The organism is Rossellomorea sp. QJM3NY_18 (genome assembly GCF_056173145.1).
The window spans coordinates 1,768,387-1,785,929 of sequence record NZ_CM149659.1 but is presented as its reverse complement, the minus strand read 5'-3'; the positions used below and the strand labels follow the sequence as shown (position 1 = coordinate 1,785,929).

Genomic DNA, 17,543 nt, shown 5'->3' with positions numbered 1-17,543 from the left:
CTTCTTTCCCCCTATTTCGCGTCCAGCTTTTGTTTTAACTTTTCCAGAGCTTTCTGTGCGGCTTTTTGCTCAGCCTCTTTTTTTGACCGGCCATTTCCAATGCCCAATTCTTCATCATTTAAACTCACTCTTGAAATAAACTGACGATTGTGGGCAGGGCCGCTTTCTTCTAAGATACTATATTCGATCATTCCTGCACTGCCCCTTTGAACCAGCTCTTGCAATTGACTCTTATAATCCATCACATGAGAAAAAGCACCGACATTAATTTTGGGGTAGACCACTTTTTCAAGGATTGAGATGACTGTTTCCAATCCTTGATCCAAGTATAACGCCCCGATAAACGCTTCAAAGACATCGGCGAGTAAAGCCGGTCTCTCACGCCCCCCCGTCATTTCTTCACCTTTACCCAAAAGGATGAGTTCACCGAAATTCAGTTCAATCGAGAACTTTACCAGGGATGGTTCACATACGATGGCCGCCCTTAACTTGGTCAGTTCCCCTTCACTCATCATGGGGTATTTCTTGAAAAGAAATTGAGATACCGTTAATTCCAGAACGGCGTCCCCGAGAAATTCTAAGCGTTCGTTATCTTCATATGGTTTTCGACGATGCTCATTCACATAAGATGAATGAGTAAAAGCTTGTTTAAGGAGTTTTTCATCTTTAAATTGAATTCCCATTTGATTTTGAAATGTCTTGAATTTCAAATCATTTTTGTGTTTAGATAATCCATTACTTCTGTTTTGCTTCCGCATCAGGCACTCCACCTTGCTAATATGTTCTCAATGTATACTAATCAAGTTTATTCTAAAAAAATCATTTACGCAAAAAATTTCTTGAACAATGAAGTTAGAACACAAATAAACTTGGTAGGGATCAGACCCCTACCAAGTTTCAAATGGTTAGAATATAAGATGGAGCATCCATCTCTCTATTCAATCTAACGATTAAGCTTTTGCCTGTATGTAGTTCACAGCATCACCTACTGTGCCGATTTTTTCAGCATCATCGTCAGAAATTTCCATATCAAATTCATCTTCAAGTTCCATAACCAGCTCAACTACATCAAGGGAGTCAGCTCCTAGATCTTCTTTGAAAGAAGCTTCAAGAGTTACTTGAGATTCATCTACACCTAGACGATCAACGATAATTTTTGTTACACGATCTAATACTTCTGCCATTTTTGTCACCTCCCCTCAAGTATTATAGAGCATTTCCACCTCTAATGAAAAGAGTATACATGAAAACGATGCATAAATTATTTCATTCTTCCCATTACATGACCATTCCGCCGTCAATATGGAGAGTTTGACCCGTCATGTACGATGCCGAATCGGATGCAACAAATGTCACTACTTTTGCAATATCCCCGGGAGCGCCAAAACGGCTTAACGGGATTTGTTTTAACATTTCACTGCGTACATCTTCCGGAAGCTGATCGGTCATATCCGTCGAAATGAAACCAGGGGCAACGGCATTCACAGTAATTCCACGGGGGGCGAGCTCTCTCGCTGTCGTTTTCGTCAAACCGATCACACCTGATTTGGCTGCTACATAGTTTGCTTGTCCAGGATTCCCGCTCACTCCGACAATGGAAGAAATATTGATGATCCGTCCGCTTCGTTGCTTCATCATTTGACGTGTAACGGCCTTCGTACACAGGAATACACCTTTAAGATTGATGTTGATGACATCATCCCATTCTGTTTCTTTCATTCTCATCAACAGATTATCCTTGGTGATGCCGGCATTGTTCACAAGAATGTCGATGGAACCAAATTCAGCAATCGTTCCCTTCACCATTGCCTGAACACCTTCAGCATCCGATACGTTACATTGAACAGCTATCGCTTCTCTACCCAAACTCTTGATTTCATCCACGACTTCGTTTGCTTTCGCTTCACTACCCGCGTAATTCACGGCGACATTACAACCTTCACGGGCAAGTTCAAGGGCGATCTCCCGTCCAATTCCACGGGATGCGCCTGTTACCAGTGCCACTTTACCTTCTAAATTCATTTAAGCTTCCTCCTTCAGCGCTTGAATGGTTTGTTGCAAGGATGCTTCATCTTGAACTGCAAATGTCTTCACACGTCTGTTCACTTTTTTCACTAAACCTGAAAGCACTTTTCCAGGTCCGATTTCGATGAATGTATCTACACCTGACTCAAGCAGCTTTTCGACCGAATCTTCCCATTGAACAGGTGAGTACAATTGTTCAATTAATAAACGCTTGATTTCTTCACGTCCTGTTACAGGCTCTGCATTCACATTCGCAATGACGGGTACTTCTGCATCGTTGATCGTGATCGAATCCAGGATTGAAACGAACTGTTCGGCAGCCGGTTTCATCAATTGAGAATGGAAAGGCCCACTTACCTGTAGCGGGATGACCCGCTTCGCTCCGGCTTCCTTCGCTTTCTCTGAAGCGAGCTCCACTCCCTTTACCGTACCTGAAATGACAATCTGCCCGGGACAATTCAAGTTCGCGAGTCCAACGAGATGACCCTCATCCGTCACAAGGTCTGTCACTTCTTTCAATGGTCCTCTTCCCAAACCAAGGACTGCCGCCATCGTTCCTTCTCCGCTTGGTACTGCTTCTTCCATGAATTCCCCTCTTTTACGAACGGCATACACGGCATCTTCAAATCCGATTGCACCTGCAGCCACCAGGGCAGAGTATTCCCCTAAGCTGTGACCTGCCGTATAAACTGCCGTAATCCCCTCTGCTTTCAAGCGGTCCAGGATGGCCATGCTCGTCGTCAGGAGGGCAGGCTGAGCGTTCGTTGTCTCGGTAAGCTCTTCCTGGGGGCCTTCAAATATGATCGATGAAAGCTTCGTGCCCAATCGTTCGTCGGCTTTATTAAAATATGATTGCACATCAGGGTATTGCTCGGCTAATTCTTTTCCCATCCCAACCGTTTGGGAACCTTGCCCGGGAAAGATAAACGCGATTTTACTCATATTATTCCACACTCCCCTTTATAGCATCTTTTATCGTGTTGGAAACGTCGTGCTTCACCATTTCCCTTGCTTGTCTCATGGCATTGTACAGCGCCACTTCATTGGAAGAACCATGGGCTTTGATGACAGGTGCCTTTAGTCCGAACAGGCCGGCCCCACCGTACTCTGTATAATCGAGCATATTCTTTAATTGCTTCAGGTCATTCTTCACCAGTCCTGCTGCAAGTTTGTTTTTCGTTGAGGCCGTGAACGTTTTTTTCAACATGGAGAAAACGGACAGGGCGGTCCCTTCAATGGTCTTCAGTACCATATTCCCAGTAAAACCATCCGTTACGACAACATCGGCCGGTCCGTCCAGTAGGTCTCTGGACTCTACATTCCCTACAAAATTGACAGGCAGTTCCTTTAATAATTGGAACGTTTTCTTTGTTAATTCATTTCCCTTTTTATCTTCCGTTCCAATGTTCAATAAGCCCACACGAGGATTATTGATCCCTCTCACTTTCTCGGAATAAATGCTTCCCATGACTGCGTATTGTGCAAGATGCTCAGGTTTCGCATCGACATTCGCCCCAAGGTCAAGCATAAGGAATCCTTTTCCATCAAGTGTGGGAAGGGTCGGTGCCAACGCTGGCCGCTCAATCCCGTCAATTCTCCCTACAATGAACAATCCTGCCGTCATTAGGGCACCCGTATTGCCTGCTGAAATACAGGCATCCGCTTCCCCATTTTTCACAGCTTGGGCCATCAGTACCATCGAAGCATTCTTCTTCCGCTTCACCGCTCTGACAGGCTCATCCGTACCTTCGATCACTTCATCGGTGTGGACGATCGTCAGGCGATCTTCCGGGGTGATATACTGTTTGATCTGCTTTTCATCCCCGTATAGAAGGACTTCAATATCATTAAATTCACGTAATGCCCGCTTCACTCCAAGAACGATTTCTTTCGGGGCGTTGTCCCCGCCCATTGCATCAACGGCTAATTTCATCTACTCTTCATCCTTTACAGATTTTTTAGAGCGATACATTTCAAATTCACCGGTAAAAACGAGCTCACCACCGACTAAACTTTGAACTTCTACCGTTGTTCGGTCTTTTTGATCTTTCATATGTATCACTTTTGCTTTCGCGACCACCCGTTCCCCTTCCTTTACAGGTCGGGTAAAACGGATGTTTGACTTCGCAGTTAACGCCAAGTCGTCATTTATGACAGCAACTGCAAGGGAATTCGCCTGAGCAAACAGGTGGTGCCCCCTCGCAATCCCATTCCTGATGAAAACATGCTCCCGTTTTACATCAAAAATGGATATCGCACTTTGATCCAGCTCTATATCAATAATTTCTCCAATAATCTCTTCAATAGGTAACGACTTCACTTCGTCTTCAAACGATTTCTCTGCAACGTATTTGATGCGTTCACGAAGCTCTGGTATCGACAATTCCATCCGGTCCAACCGGATTGTCTGGACGCTTACCCGAAACCGTTCAGCCAATTCTTCATCTGTTATAAAAGGATTTACTTTGATTGTGTCAGTAAGGTTTCCCTGTCTTTCTTTTTTCGAAAGTCTCAATTTTAACACCGTCCAGTATTAGTACTAGGTACTAATAGTAGTATATAATCTAAAAAAGCAGATTGCAAGAAATAATCTCACAATCTGCCTTTTCTTAGTCTAGCTTTTCGCCTTCTAATATTCCCGATCCGGATAAATACTCCCTGAGCGGTTCAAACTCTGGATCACTCCAGAATTGATCGGATGAGATCAAACGCTGAGCATCGTCCCTTGCTACTTCCAGCGCTCGGTAGTCGTGCACCATGTCCGCCACCTTAAACTCCGGTAACCCACTCTGTTTTCTGCCGAAGAAGTCACCGGGTCCCCTCAGTTCAAGATCTTTTTCACTAAGGACAAATCCATCATTCGTTTCTGACATGATCTTCATGCGCTCTTTGCCGACTTCGGTCTTCGGTTCGGCAAGGAGGATACAATAGGATTGATGTTCACCACGTCCTACCCTTCCTCTCAATTGATGGAGCTGACTCAAACCGAATCGTTCCGCGTCATAGATGAGCATGAATGTAGCATTGGGCACGTTCACACCAACTTCAACCACCGTAGTTGAAACAAGCACTTGAAGGTGGTTTGCACTGAATTCCCTCATGACTCCATCCTTATCTTCAGGATGAAGTCTCCCGTGCATCAGACCGACTTTGTAACGTCCTTCAAAATAATGAACCAATTGATTATAGACATCGATGGCATTTTGCACATCCAGTTTATCCGACTCCTCAATCAATGGACAAATCACATAAGCCTGGCGCCCCTGGTCTAACTCCTTATCCATAAACGAAAGGACCCTGGAAAGCATATCCGCTTTCGCCCAATAGGTTTCAATCGACTTCCTTCCCGCAGGCATTTGATCGATGATGCTCACATCCATCTCACCAAATACGGTGATGGCAAGTGTTCTCGGAATCGGGGTCGCTGTCATGAATAAGACATCAGGACTTTCCCCTTTTTCCCGAAGGACCCTTCTTTGATTGACACCAAACCTGTGCTGTTCATCGGTGACTACGAGGCCCAGATGCTTGAATTCGACTTCATCCTGAATGAGTGCGTGGGTACCAATGAGAATATCAATCTCTCCCTCTTTCAATTTATCCAGTAAAAGACGACGCTTCTTCCCTTTTACTGAGCTGGTTAGAAGGGCAACGGAAAGTCCCATCGACCCCAGCAGTTCACTAAGTGAATTCGCATGCTGCTCTGCCAGTATTTCTGTCGGGACCATTAATGCTCCCTGATATCCCGCTGTTACACTTGAATATAAGGCAATGGCGGATACGACTGTCTTACCGGATCCCACATCCCCTTGAAGAAGGCGATTCATGCGATAAGGAGATTTCATATCTGCTGAAATCTCATTCACCACCCGTTTTTGCGCATCGGTCAATGGAAATGGTAAAGAATCAATGAACGATTTGACTTTCTCCAAATCATAATGTTGAGACATGCCGCTTGAATGTTCCCTTTCGAACTTTCTAAGGGCCTGCATCTTCAACTGAAACAACAGGAATTCTTCATAAACAAACCGCCTTCTTGCCTGCTTCATATCTTCTGTGGAATCAGGAAAGTGAAGATGATACAGGGCATCTTTCCGACTTGAAAGCTTATACTTTTCCATTAAATGGACCGGGAGATTCTCATGGATCATATGACCATAATCATTGAAAGCCTTCTTGATGAATTTCCTGAGTGTATTGTTTTTCACTGAGCCTTTCAATGAATATACAGGTTCAAAATCCCCCTGTTTATCATGAGGGCCCGAATGAAAATATTGGGCGGTAATGATTTGCCTGTTTTTATCCCATTTTCCCGTCACCGTTACCGTATCATGAAGATTGATTTTCTTTTTTAAGTAAGGCTGATTAAAAAACACCGCTTGAACCAGATTCCTCCCAACAAGAATCCTCATGGTCAAACGGGATTTCTTTCTCCCATAAAACATCAGTGCGGGTTCCGAATGAACTTTCCCCTCAACCGTGACGCGTTCATCATGGGCTACTTCTTCCAGATCCCTAAGTCGATAATCCTCATAGCGGTAAGGCAGGTATTCTAACAGATCCAGAACGGAATGTATCCCCATTGCATTCAGCTGTAAAGCTGTTTCTTCCCCAATCCCCTTAATGTTCTGGATTGTCAGTCCTTCATTACGAGTCTTCACGTTTATTCAGGGAAACCCCAAAAATTTTTGCTTCAAGCTCTCTGCCTGTCGGAGTAGCCGCCAGTCCCCCTTGAGCCGTTTCACGAAGCGCAACCGGCATGGTTTGACCGATTTTATACATGGCATCGATCACTTCATCACAAGGTATACGGCTCGTTATACCTGCAAGTGCCATATCCGCCGCAACCATGGCATTGGCAGCTCCCATCGCATTCCGTTTCACACAAGGCACTTCCACCAGTCCTGCAACGGGATCACATACCAGACCTAACATGTTCTTCAACGTAATCGCCATGGCTTCTGCTGATTGACCAGGAGTTCCCCCTGCCATTTCAACGATGGCAGCTGCGGCCATCCCGCTCGCGGATCCTACCTCTGCCTGGCAGCCGCCAGCTGCCCCTGAGATGGAAGCGTTATTCGCCACAACGAAACCAAAGGCACCGGATGCAAATAAAAAGCGGATCATTTCATCTTTTGTAGGATTTAACTTATTTTTCACAGCAAACAGTGTTCCGGGAACCACTCCGGCGGATCCTGCAGTGGGGGTGGCACAAATGGTCCCCATCGCTGCATTCACTTCGTTCGTTGCCACAGCTTTACTGACCGCATCCAAAATAGTATCCCCACACAGTGAACGACCTGAATCAATGTAATTTTGTAATAATACAGCATCGCCGCCAGTAAGTCCTGAATGGGACTTGACACCTTCGAGGCCCCTGGCTACTGCCTGCTCCATCACTTCCAGGTTCTTTTCCATCTGACTATAAACCTGTTCAAAAGTTTTACCCGTAAACTCAATTTCCTGTTCGATCATAATATCAGATATTTTCTTGTTCTGACTTTCAGCAAGTTCAACCAATTCTGCTACATTTCTAAACATGTAAATAACCTCCTCGCCTTCATGTAAACGCTATCATAATAGTAATTGATTAATCGGAAATCCGTGTAACTTGTGTAATGTTCGGCAGTGATGTCAATTCATTGATGACCGCTTCATCTATCGGTTGATCGACCTCGATGGTCATAAGTGCCATTTGTCCTTTTTCTTTCCTTGAAACATCCATATGCCCGATGTTCAGTTGATGCTTGGCAATGACATTGGAGACAGAAGCAATCGCTCCGAATCGGTCATCATGGACTACAAGGATCGCTGGATGATGACCTGAGAGTTTAAGTTCAAAGCCGTTAAGTTCAATGATTTCAACTTTTCCTCCACCAATGGAAATACCGACCAATTCAATTTCTCCTTGATCATCCCCCATGCGGATCCGGGCTGTATTCGGATGATCCGTGATGGCATCTTCTTCTTGAAATTTGATCTTTATCCCTTTTTCCTTAGCTACATTGATCGATTCGATTATTCGTTCATCATATGTATCATAATCTAGGATACCTCCGACTATAGCTACATCTGTACCATGACCCTTGTACGTTTTTGCAAACGATCCATAAAAGGATATCGTCGCCCATTTTGGTTCCCTGCGAAAAAGGTTTCTTGCAATTCTTCCTATTCTTGCAGCACCAGCCGTATGAGAACTTGATGGACCAATCATCACAGGACCGATGATATCAAATACACTTTTGTATTTCATGACTATTCCCCCTTACCTAACATCCGATTTCTATTACCATTCTAACATAAGTGAAGGGGACAAACTCCTTTTAGAGCTGCCCCCTTCCTTTAATCCTTATTCAACTGAGAATATATAGGAGTAAAGTGGTTGTTTACCATTATGAACTTCCACTTCGACATCTTCATAGCGCTGTTCCACATACTCCCTTAGTGACTCAACATCCTCATCGCTTACATCTTCACCATATAGAATGGTCAAAATCTCTGAGTCAGCATCCAGCATTGTCTCCAATAGGCTCTGAGCAGACTTTTGACGGTCAGAATCCGAGACGACAATCTTGCCTTCGTCTATTCCCATAAAGTCATCTTTTGAAATCGATACACCATCGATCGACGTATCTCTCACAGCAAACGTGACTTGACCTGTTTTCACCTGTTTCGAAGCCTCGGTCATTAACTGTTTATTGTCTTCAACAGAAGCAGATGGATTAAAAGCAAGTAGTGCAGCCATTCCCTGAGGTACGGTCTTTGTAGGGACAACAGCCACTTCCATATCAAGAACTTCAGCCGCTTGTTCGGCAGCCATGATGATATTCTTGTTATTCGGCATGATGATGACTTTCTTCGCATTCACTTCTTCTACTGCTTTCACGATATCCTCCGTACTTGGATTCATCGTTTGGCCGCCTTCGATCACAGAAGTTGCGCCGATGCTCTTAAATAATTCGGCGATCCCTTCACCCATTGATACAGTCACAATGGCAAAGTCGACTTCCTTGGCTGGAGTCGGAGCCTCTGCTACTGCGGGCTTGGATTCTCCCACAATGCTGCTGTGCTGCTGTCTCATATTTTCAATTTTGATATTGATGAGACTTCCGTATTGATGTCCATACGTCAAAACATCCCCCGGCTGTTCGGAGTGGATATGTACTTTGGCTAATTCATCGTCACTGATCACAAGCAGGGAATCACCGAACTTGCTTAAATCCTGACGAAAGTCTTCTTCCACAAAAGACTGCTTATCACTTTCAAATCGGACCATGAATTCTGTACAATATCCAAATTCAATATCCTCTGTACTCATGAAATCCTGTGCCGTCTTATGATGCTCTGCACTCACAAGATCATTCATGGATGGCAGTGACACCTGATTCGAAACCTTTTCCCCTTTAAGCTCTGCGAGGAACCCTTCATAAACGAACAGAAGTCCTTGACCTCCACTATCGACTACTCCCACTTCCTTCAATACAGGAAGTAAATCAGGTGTACGATTCAATGAAGCCTGCGCCTCGTCGACAATTGCCTGCATAAGCTTCACGAAATCACTTTCAGTCTCAGCTACAGAAACACCTTTTCTCGCAGCATCTTTCGCAACCGTTAGAATCGTTCCTTCCACAGGCTTCATAACCGCTTTATAAGCCGTTTCCACCCCTGTTTGAAGTGCATTGGCAAACTCTGCACTTGATAAGGATTCTTTCCCTTCAATCGCTTTACCAAAGCCTCTGAACAATTGGGATAAGATAACACCTGAGTTACCTCTTGCTCCCATCAATAACCCTTTTGAAAGGGCAGTAGCCACATTTCCAATATGATCTTGAATGTGGTTTTGAACTTCCTTTGCACCGGAAGTCATTGATAAATTCATATTTGTTCCAGTATCACCATCAGGAACAGGAAAAACGTTCAGCGCGTCAACCAGCTGCGCATGGGCAGATAATTGGGTGGCACCTTGTATCACCATTTGGGCAAAACGTTTTCCTTCCAAAGATGTAATCGACACGAATCTTCCTCCTCACTACGGGTTCGTGACACGAACCCCCTGCACAAAAATATTTACTGAATCTACCGCCAAGCCGACGGTCTTATCAAGAGTATATTTAACCTTGGATTGTACATTATGGGCAATCTCAGAAATTTTTGTACCATAACTCACAATAATATACATATCAATATGTACTTCCTCTTCATCTTGACGAACAATCACTCCGCGAGTGAAGTTTTCTTTACGTAAGATATCTGTGAAACCGTCTTTAATTTGGTTCTTTGAAGCCATTCCAACAATTCCGTAGCAATCCACCGCTGCACCTCCAGCAATCATTGCAATGACATCATTCGTAATATCAATTTGTCCGTACTGCGTTTTTAATTCGATGGACATGGAATGTTTTCCCCCTTTAATTACATGCTTGGCTAAAAACATTTTACTATAAGTATACTGTTTTTGAAAGCTAAACTATTATCACAAGCGTCATTTGTTGGGTTTACCCTCTATTTTTTCCTTAATATTCAAAGATTAATCATTGGCTTTTTCAGAGTATGGGAAGCAAATGATTATTCTGCGCCAGGAAATGGTGCTAATGAAAAAAGACGCCTATATTAGGCGCCTTCCCATTTTAAGTATTATACGCGTTCTACTTTACCAGATTTCAACGCTCTTGCAGAAACCCATACTTTCTTAGGCTTACCGTCCACAAGAATTCGAACTTTTTGCAGGTTTGCACCCCAAGTACGCTTGTTCGCATTCATTGCGTGAGAGCGAGCGTTACCTGAGCTGGCTTTACGGCCTGTTACTACGCATTGTTTTGCCATAATATATTCCCTCCTCACTAACAAGAAGCTGAAGTTAATTTCAGTTCCACATTTCGCTTATTATCATAAAGATACTTTAATAATTTATCACACAACTTTCTATAATGCAATACTACAATTAAAACCTTTCAAGAAAAAATACTTTACACCCCGAAAAGCGGAGGCGGCTTGGGCAGGCCCGACAAGCATAAGGCGAGAACGCCGGAAAGGCGCTCTTTGCCTTTTTGGCGTTCTTGACTTATGACCTCGAGGGACTAGCCGCCGGAGCTGGACACCCCGAAAAGCGGAAGGGGCTCGACCTGGGGCGACAAGCATAAGATGAATTGACCGGAAAGGCGTTCTTTGCCTTTTTGGTCAATTTAGCTTATGACCTCGAGCCCCAAGCCCCTGGAGCTGGACATCGCAGAAAAGCGGAGGCGGCTTGGGCAGGCCCGACAAGCATAAGGTGAGAACGCCGGAAAGGCGCTCTTTGCCTTTTTGGCGTTCTTGACTTATGACCTCGAGGGACTAGCCGCCGGAGCTGGACACCCCGAAAAGCGGAAGGGGCTCGACCTGGGGCGACAAGCATAAGATGAATTGACCGGAAAGGCGTTCTTTGCCTTTTTGGTCAATTTAGCTTATGACCTCGAGCCCCAAGCCCCTGGAGCTGGACATCGCAGAAAAGCGGAGGCGGCTTGGCCAGAGGCGACAAGTTCCACAAGGGACCCAATTCTCGATTGAGAGATCAGGGTAAGCACCAGAGCTGATAAATAACCGGAAAAGTTCCGCTTATTTTGAAATTACTCTTTAAAAAGGATGAAATAGGAGGAAAAATGAGACCGTCGATTAACTACTTTTAATAAATGCTCCATATTTTAAACAAATAAAAATTTAAAATTTCGTTAGGTTTCAATGATCAATTTAGTATTACCCAGAGTATCTTGACCCCTTTTTTAGCCTTAACTGTCTGAAAATCGATTTAAATGCGTCTCAAGGGGATTTTTGTAAACGATCGTGACTCTCTAGTGCATTAAAATAGCAGTTGAGATTCAGTGAGGTCAAGTAAAAGTTTCACATTTTAATTAATCGACAGTCTCAAAATTCCGCCTATTCACTCACATCATACTAAAATGGATGTTGTTTCTGTGCATAAGCGGAAAAAATCCCCTTATTAACCTCAAAAAAAGGGGCATCCTGAATATAACCGGAAAATCTCCGCTTATTCTACTCTCGATGGCAGATCAAGACATCTTAAAGAAGCGCATAGGAAGTATTTAGTTTATATCTACCATGTTGCTCCAAGCGGTCCCCCGCCTTCTCCAAAAAAAGAAGATGGCACCGATGCCATCCTCAATAAACCATTTATTCTTTTTTAAACGTTCCTAACATCGCCCTCACAAGTCCACCCAAGAATTTTGGTAATTTAATTGTATAAAAGCGCATTTTTAGTCCCTCCCCACAATCTAAAGAACATAATGTTTCGCTTGACAACAGTTTAGTTTATTCAAGCAGTTTCAGTTAAGTACGTCTTCTTTTCTGCCTGGTTATGAGAAGCTTTAATCACTGCTTCTTATCACCATTAATATGCCATTTGAAAAGGAAAAAGTACCAGATGATTGTATAAGTTCATTACTAATACATAGTGTGGATCCTCTTGAAATATTCCGATTTTTTAATGGATATTTAAAGCCGGTGAGGGTGATTCCTTCGACATTTTCGGTGACGGGAACAAAGGAAATATACTGTAATTCCGTGCTTTTTTCAACATTATGCTCACCGGGTTCAGCAAGGGATAATCGATTTTGCACATCGATCATTTCCACTTTAATGCGAGCTTCTAAAAGTTTCGGGGTCATTAATAATTGCAGGTTACCCATGAAGTGATCAAGCCGTCCCCCGGTGGCACCGAAGATAGAAATTTTATCAGGGTTCTGATCGATTGCCCAGTTCAAGGCAAGCTCCAGATCCGTCTCGTCTTTTTCCGGCTGATAGCGATTGACTTCCCGGACTTTTTCTTGGATCAGTTCCCACTCTTCCATGTTCACTGAATCAAAATCCCCGAATGCAATACAGGGTTCGATTTTTTGTTCCAATAAGGTATAAACGCCACGGTCTACGCCAACCCAGTTGACTCCATCACTGCAATATTTGTTCAATTCCGGAATGTATCTATCCGGTCCGCCGGCAACGATATTGATTTCCATATCCTCCACTCCCATTTTAAAAAAATAGGCTGATCCCTTAAGGATCAGCCTTCGTCTCTTACAAGAGAGATTTTTTCAACTCTTCAATTGCTGCCCCTCGGTCACTCTTATTATAGATGGCAGATCCAGCTACAAATACGTCTGCACCCGCTTCAGCACAAACGGCAGCCGTTTCAGGGTTGATGCCACCATCCACTTCGATTTCGAGTGAAGGATTGACTTCATTTGCCCATTCACGGATCTTCTTGATTTTCGGCACGACAGACGGGATAAATGACTGCCCGCCGAATCCAGGGTTCACAGTCATCAAGAGGACCATATCGACATCTTGCAAGACAGGTTTGATCGAGTCTGCTGGAGTACCTGGATTCAGGACGACACCCGCCTTGACTCCCTTGCTTTTGATCATTTGTATCGTTCTATGCAAATGGGGGTCTGCTTCTACATGGACGGTAATATAGTCCGCTCCTGCATCGGCAAAGGCTTCAATGTATTGACTTGGGTTTTCAATCATGAGATGTACGTCCAGTGGTAACGTTGTTAATGGACGGATAGCTTTTACGATCATTGGACCGAGCGTAATATTCGGTACGAAGTGACCATCCATGACGTCTACATGGATATAGTCCGCTCCCCCTTTTTCTACATCTTTAATTTCATTGCCCAGCTCTGCAAAATTGGCAGAAAGAATGGATGGTGCGATTTTCATATTTAGTACCTCGGCTTTCTTTCTTTTATTTCTTTATGGAAAGTCAAATAGTGATTGTAGCGGTAATCAGGAATCCTTCCCGCTTCAACGGCGGATTTCACGGCACATTTCGGTTCATTGATATGAAGACAGCCCCTGAATTTACACTCTTCGGCTACCTCGACCATTTCCGGGAAGCATCGCGGCAGTTCTTCTATTTCAAGCTCTGAAAACTCCAATGAACTGAATCCCGGGGTATCTGCGACCAACCCATCCTTTATATCGATAAGTTCCACATGGCGGGTGGTATGTTTCCCCCGACCCAAGTGGGCAGAAATCATGGCTGTCTTCAGCTCCAATTCGGGGTTCAGGGCATTTAGCAAGGATGATTTCCCTACTCCTGACTGCCCGGCAAAAACGGAAATTTTACCCTTTAAGTAAGGGGTCAATTCCTCCAGCCCATGCTCTGTTTTAGAAGAAGTCATCAGCACTTCATACCCGAATGAGCGATAATCTGCCACATATTGTTCGATCTTGTTTGCCTGGTCCGTGGTCAAGAGGTCCATCTTTGTCACGCAGATGAGCGGTTCAATTTCTTTGCTCTCCACCAACACAAGAAAACGATCCAGTAGCGCAGGACTGAAAGCCGGTTCACTGGCTGAAAAGACCAGAATCGCCTGATCGACGTTTGCGATGGGCGGGCGTACCAATTCATTCTTCCGATCCAATACCTTCAGAATGTATCCATCCGTTTTGTTCTCTGCTTGAAATTCAACATAATCACCCACGAGGGGCGTAATTTTATTTTTACGGAAATTGCCCCTGCCTCTGCATTGCGTCACGCTACCTTCTGAGAGAACATAATAAAATCCACTCAATGCTTTTACGATTTTTCCTTCAGGCATTCGAAACCTCCTATTCAATATGGTTATCTAAATATCTTCATTATGTATCATTATCATTATAAATGAAAACAAGAGGACTGTCCCGTAGGTTATTTCATAACCCGGGTACAGCCCCTTGGCAAGTGAATGTTATTCTTCTTTAGGATACTCGACAGTACCTTTTTTATACTCTTCACCGTCGACTAAAATAAGATATTCCCCTTTGGTTCCTTCTTCTAAAGTGAAGGTCATTGTAATGGTCGTATCCTCATAAATTCCTTGGACTTGGTCTGCATCACTGTCGTCAAGATTACTGTCCTTATCGTCAATGAATATTTCTACGGATTGAGGCTTTCCTTCTTGTCCCTTATAAGGGATGGTTACGTCTTCGGTAACCTCCTTAGTCGGTACTTCCTTCGGCGGTTCAGGGCCCTTAGACATGATCACATAAACCGTATCCCCTTTTGTGATAGGAGTACTTGCCACCGGCTTATGGGAAATCACCTTACCATCTTCTACTTCTGATGAGAATTCTTCACTTTGTACAATGATATTTATCCCTTTTGATGCTTCATATTTATCGAGTGCAGTTTGATCGAATCCTATCAAGCTGTCTAAATCAAAGGATTCTCGCCCTTTACTGACCGTAAAGGTTATTGTCGTCTCATCAGCCACGACTTCTTCCCCTGGTGACGGGTCCTGATCCAGGATCGTTCCCTGGGCCTCGTCCTCATTAAACTCTTCTTCTTTCTCTACCGTGAATCCCTTTTCTTCCAAATCAGCAGACACTTCTTCAAAGTCCTTGCCGGCATAATCATCGACTTCCACTTTTTCTTTACCTGTACTGACATAGATATCAACAGCCGATCCTTCATTCGCCATTCGGCCTGCTTTCGGATTGGTCTTGATCACATAACCTTCAGGAATATCTTCATCGGGTACCTTCTTGGTCTCACCAACCACAAATCCATCCGATATGATTGTCGAAATCGCTTCGGTTTGATCCATCTCTGAAACGTTCGGTACTTCTATCTCTTTCGGTCCCAATAAACCAGGCACCAACGTGACAGCGGCAACTCCCAACAGAATCAATAAAAAGAATAATCCAATGATCACAATCGGCCACTTCTTCTTACTTTTTTCCTTTGGGGCTTTTGTTTTATCTTTTTTACCCTTCTTCCCCTCTTTCACTGGTGGGGTAGGCTTGGTTTGCACGTCATCTGTATTGTTCTGGTGATGGACGATCGTATCATCTAAATTCGAGTACGCCTTCTGATCGGTGATGACAGGAATCGCTTTTGTCGCTTCATCATCGAGAGGAACGGCGAATTTAGGTTCGTTCATGCGATCGGCATCAAGGGCTGTTGACAAGTCTTCATCCATTTCTTCGAGGCTCTCGTAGCGTCTGAATGGATCCTTTGCAGTTGCTTTCAGTACGATATTTTCGACACTTTGCGGAATGTCCGGGTTCCATCTTTTCAAGGAAGGTGTTTCCGATTGCAAATGCTTTAAGGCAATCGAGACCGCAGATTCTCCGGAGAAAGGTAATCTGCCCGTCAACAATTCGAACATGACGATCCCAAGTGAATAGATATCCGATTTCTTTGTGGCCATCCCGCCTCTCGCCTGCTCAGGAGAAAGGTAGTGGACCGATCCGAGAACCGAATTGGTCTGTGTGATCGACGTGGCACTAAGGGCCATCGCAATCCCGAAATCAGTTATCTTCACATTTCCTTCTTCATCTAGAAGGATGTTATGAGGTTTGATGTCACGGTGGACGATATGATTCTGATGAGCATGAGACATGGCGATTGTCAGTTGCTTCATGATATCGATCGCCTTGTCGACATTGACAGGCGAGTGTTGCTGTATGTATTGCTTTAGTGTCATGCCATGAACATATTCCATGACGATATAATAGAGATCATCCTCTTCTCCTACATCATAAATGCTCACAATATTAGGGTGGGCAAGACTAGTAGCAGATTGGGCTTCCCGTTGGAATCGTTTAATGAATTCCTCTTCATTGGCAAAGTCGATACGGAGCATTTTAATGGCCACTTCACGATCCAGAATTACATCGTGAGCTAAATAAACGTTGGCCATTCCCCCTCCACCAATGAGTTTAATAATTCTGTAACGCCCACTGATGCGCTTACCTTCCATCATGTTATCACCCGCTTTCCGTTTCAGCGGCAAACTCGACAATTACTACGGTAATATTATCTTCACCGCCATATTCGTTGGCTAAATGAACGAGCGACTCCCCTTTATTTTCCAGGGAGTGGTCCTGGGCCAGTACCTCTTTCATTTCTTTTTCAGAGACTTTATTTGAAAGACCGTCTGAACATAGAAGAATGACATCTTCCTCTTCGAACATGATTGTTTTAATATCCATCGTAATTGAAGCTTCCGTACCGATAGCTCTTAAGATTACATTTTTTCTCGGATGATGCTCTGCATCTTCCTTTGAAATTTCACCGCTCCTGACCAATTCATTCACAAGCGTATGATCTTCGGTCAACTGATGAAATCCGTTTTCATTCAGGATATATCCTCTGCTGTCACCAATATTGACAATCGTTGCAAATAAAGAAGTACAAATGGCTCCGACGAGAGTCGTACCCATCCCTTCACATTCGGAATTGGATTGAGAATAAGTATATACTTCTTTGTTTACTTCGTTAATAGTTGATTTTAACCAATTTTCTGCTTCATCAGCGGTGTGAAATTTCTCGGTTTTCTCCCATAAGTCCTTTAAGATGGAAATGGTAAGCTCACTGGCAACGTCCCCTGCTCTGTGGCCGCCCATCCCATCTGCTACAACAGCTAAATGATCTCCATGCTGATTCACGAATACACCGGCACTATCTTCATTCAGCTGCCGCACTTTCCCTTTGTCCGTAAAATAAACCGTCTTCACTTAGGTCACCTCTTCTC

General features: G+C 44.0%; 18 protein-coding genes. All 18 read right to left on the bottom strand.

Annotated elements, in window-relative coordinates; genetic code table 11:
- Positions 1 to 11: 11 nt before the first annotated feature.
- The 18 genes from rnc to AC0VXY_RS09070 all read right to left on the bottom strand — a co-directional run bounded on the left by rnc (position 12) and on the right by AC0VXY_RS09070 (position 17,526).
- Positions 12 to 758: a ribonuclease III gene (gene rnc, locus AC0VXY_RS09155; RefSeq protein WP_435991388.1), complete on the bottom strand. Its 747-nt coding sequence runs from the start codon at positions 756 to 758 to the stop codon at positions 12 to 14.
- Positions 759 to 950: 192 nt separating this feature from the next.
- Positions 951 to 1,184, bottom strand: coding sequence for an acyl carrier protein (acpP, locus tag AC0VXY_RS09150; protein ID WP_034755712.1), 234 nt, complete (start codon positions 1,182 to 1,184; stop codon positions 951 to 953).
- A 94-nt stretch (positions 1,185 to 1,278) separates the two neighbouring features.
- Positions 1,279 to 2,022 (bottom strand): 3-oxoacyl-[acyl-carrier-protein] reductase, encoded by a 744-nt coding sequence (fabG, locus tag AC0VXY_RS09145; RefSeq protein ID WP_475527582.1) that lies wholly within the window; start codon positions 2,020 to 2,022, stop codon positions 1,279 to 1,281.
- Positions 2,023 to 2,967, bottom strand: coding sequence for an ACP S-malonyltransferase (fabD, locus tag AC0VXY_RS09140; RefSeq protein ID WP_475527581.1), 945 nt, complete (start codon positions 2,965 to 2,967; stop codon positions 2,023 to 2,025).
- Position 2,968: 1 nt separating this feature from the next.
- Positions 2,969 to 3,958, bottom strand: coding sequence for a phosphate acyltransferase PlsX (gene plsX / locus AC0VXY_RS09135; protein ID WP_475527580.1), 990 nt, complete (start codon positions 3,956 to 3,958; stop codon positions 2,969 to 2,971).
- Positions 3,959 to 4,540, bottom strand: coding sequence for a transcription factor FapR (fapR, locus tag AC0VXY_RS09130; RefSeq protein WP_060669794.1), 582 nt, complete (start codon positions 4,538 to 4,540; stop codon positions 3,959 to 3,961).
- A 94-nt stretch (positions 4,541 to 4,634) separates the two neighbouring features.
- Entirely contained in the window at positions 4,635 to 6,686 is a 2,052-nt protein-coding gene (gene recG / locus AC0VXY_RS09125; RefSeq protein WP_435991397.1) for an ATP-dependent DNA helicase RecG, read from the bottom strand.
- A complete protein-coding gene (gene sdaAA, locus AC0VXY_RS09120; RefSeq protein ID WP_475527579.1) occupies positions 6,673 to 7,566 on the bottom strand; it encodes an L-serine ammonia-lyase, iron-sulfur-dependent, subunit alpha in 894 nt (297 codons plus the stop codon). Before sdaAA ends, recG begins: the two co-directional genes overlap by 14 nt.
- Before the next feature lie 49 nt (positions 7,567 to 7,615).
- Positions 7,616 to 8,278 carry an L-serine ammonia-lyase, iron-sulfur-dependent subunit beta gene (sdaAB, locus tag AC0VXY_RS09115; RefSeq protein WP_435991401.1) on the bottom strand — a complete coding sequence of 221 codons (663 nt, stop codon included), beginning with the start codon at positions 8,276 to 8,278 and terminating at the stop codon, positions 7,616 to 7,618.
- Positions 8,279 to 8,374: 96 nt separating this feature from the next.
- Positions 8,375 to 10,039 carry a DAK2 domain-containing protein gene (locus tag AC0VXY_RS09110; protein WP_435991403.1) on the bottom strand — a complete coding sequence of 555 codons (1,665 nt, stop codon included), beginning with the start codon at positions 10,037 to 10,039 and terminating at the stop codon, positions 8,375 to 8,377.
- Between the two features lie 15 nt (positions 10,040 to 10,054).
- On the bottom strand, positions 10,055 to 10,417 hold the full coding sequence (locus tag AC0VXY_RS09105) for an Asp23/Gls24 family envelope stress response protein (RefSeq protein WP_034755738.1): 363 nt from the start codon (positions 10,415 to 10,417) through the stop codon (positions 10,055 to 10,057).
- Between the two features lie 242 nt (positions 10,418 to 10,659).
- Positions 10,660 to 10,848 (bottom strand): 50S ribosomal protein L28, encoded by a 189-nt coding sequence (gene rpmB / locus AC0VXY_RS09100; protein ID WP_034755741.1) that lies wholly within the window; start codon positions 10,846 to 10,848, stop codon positions 10,660 to 10,662.
- A 1,341-nt stretch (positions 10,849 to 12,189) separates the two neighbouring features.
- Positions 12,190 to 12,270: a stage V sporulation protein SpoVM gene (spoVM, locus tag AC0VXY_RS09095; protein WP_032088878.1), complete on the bottom strand. Its 81-nt coding sequence runs from the start codon at positions 12,268 to 12,270 to the stop codon at positions 12,190 to 12,192.
- Between the two features lie 113 nt (positions 12,271 to 12,383).
- Positions 12,384 to 13,031 (bottom strand): thiamine diphosphokinase, encoded by a 648-nt coding sequence (locus AC0VXY_RS09090; RefSeq protein ID WP_475527578.1) that lies wholly within the window; start codon positions 13,029 to 13,031, stop codon positions 12,384 to 12,386.
- Between the two features lie 58 nt (positions 13,032 to 13,089).
- Positions 13,090 to 13,740, bottom strand: a complete 651-nt coding sequence (rpe, locus tag AC0VXY_RS09085; protein WP_475527577.1) for a ribulose-phosphate 3-epimerase — start codon at positions 13,738 to 13,740, stop codon at positions 13,090 to 13,092.
- A 2-nt stretch (positions 13,741 to 13,742) separates the two neighbouring features.
- Complete coding sequence (gene rsgA, locus AC0VXY_RS09080) at positions 13,743 to 14,624, bottom strand: ribosome small subunit-dependent GTPase A (protein ID WP_475527576.1); 882 nt, start codon at positions 14,622 to 14,624, stop codon at positions 13,743 to 13,745.
- 129 nt (positions 14,625 to 14,753) lie between these two features.
- Positions 14,754 to 16,772 carry a Stk1 family PASTA domain-containing Ser/Thr kinase gene (gene pknB / locus AC0VXY_RS09075; protein ID WP_475527575.1) on the bottom strand — a complete coding sequence of 673 codons (2,019 nt, stop codon included), beginning with the start codon at positions 16,770 to 16,772 and terminating at the stop codon, positions 14,754 to 14,756.
- Between the two features lie 4 nt (positions 16,773 to 16,776).
- Positions 16,777 to 17,526, bottom strand: coding sequence for a Stp1/IreP family PP2C-type Ser/Thr phosphatase (locus AC0VXY_RS09070; protein ID WP_261751192.1), 750 nt, complete (start codon positions 17,524 to 17,526; stop codon positions 16,777 to 16,779).
- Positions 17,527 to 17,543: the final 17 nt, after the last annotated feature.

What these genes read in the sequence shown, in the direction of transcription:
- rnc (WP_435991388.1), bottom strand. Translation starts at nt 758, where the DNA reads ATGCGGAAGCAAAACAGAAGTAATGGATTATCTAAACACAAAAATGAT.
- acpP (WP_034755712.1), bottom strand. Translation starts at nt 1,184, where the DNA reads ATGGCAGAAGTATTAGATCGTGTAACAAAAATTATCGTTGATCGTCTA.
- fabG (WP_475527582.1), bottom strand. Translation starts at nt 2,022, where the DNA reads ATGAATTTAGAAGGTAAAGTGGCACTGGTAACAGGCGCATCCCGTGGA.
- fabD (WP_475527581.1), bottom strand. Translation starts at nt 2,967, where the DNA reads ATGAGTAAAATCGCGTTTATCTTTCCCGGGCAAGGTTCCCAAACGGTT.
- plsX (WP_475527580.1), bottom strand. Translation starts at nt 3,958, where the DNA reads ATGAAATTAGCCGTTGATGCAATGGGCGGGGACAACGCCCCGAAAGAA.
- sdaAA (WP_475527579.1), bottom strand. Translation starts at nt 7,566, where the DNA reads ATGTTTAGAAATGTAGCAGAATTGGTTGAACTTGCTGAAAGTCAGAAC.
- sdaAB (WP_435991401.1), bottom strand. Translation starts at nt 8,278, where the DNA reads ATGAAATACAAAAGTGTATTTGATATCATCGGTCCTGTGATGATTGGT.
- AC0VXY_RS09105 (WP_034755738.1), bottom strand. Translation starts at nt 10,417, where the DNA reads ATGTCCATCGAATTAAAAACGCAGTACGGACAAATTGATATTACGAAT.
- rpmB (WP_034755741.1), bottom strand. Translation starts at nt 10,848, where the DNA reads ATGGCAAAACAATGCGTAGTAACAGGCCGTAAAGCCAGCTCAGGTAAC.
- spoVM (WP_032088878.1), bottom strand. Translation starts at nt 12,270, where the DNA reads ATGCGCTTTTATACAATTAAATTACCAAAATTCTTGGGTGGACTTGTG.
- AC0VXY_RS09090 (WP_475527578.1), bottom strand. Translation starts at nt 13,031, where the DNA reads ATGGAAATCAATATCGTTGCCGGCGGACCGGATAGATACATTCCGGAA.
- rpe (WP_475527577.1), bottom strand. Translation starts at nt 13,740, where the DNA reads ATGAAAATCGCACCATCCATTCTTTCTGCCAATTTTGCAGAGCTGGGC.
- rsgA (WP_475527576.1), bottom strand. Translation starts at nt 14,624, where the DNA reads ATGCCTGAAGGAAAAATCGTAAAAGCATTGAGTGGATTTTATTATGTT.
- pknB (WP_475527575.1), bottom strand. Translation starts at nt 16,772, where the DNA reads ATGATGGAAGGTAAGCGCATCAGTGGGCGTTACAGAATTATTAAACTC.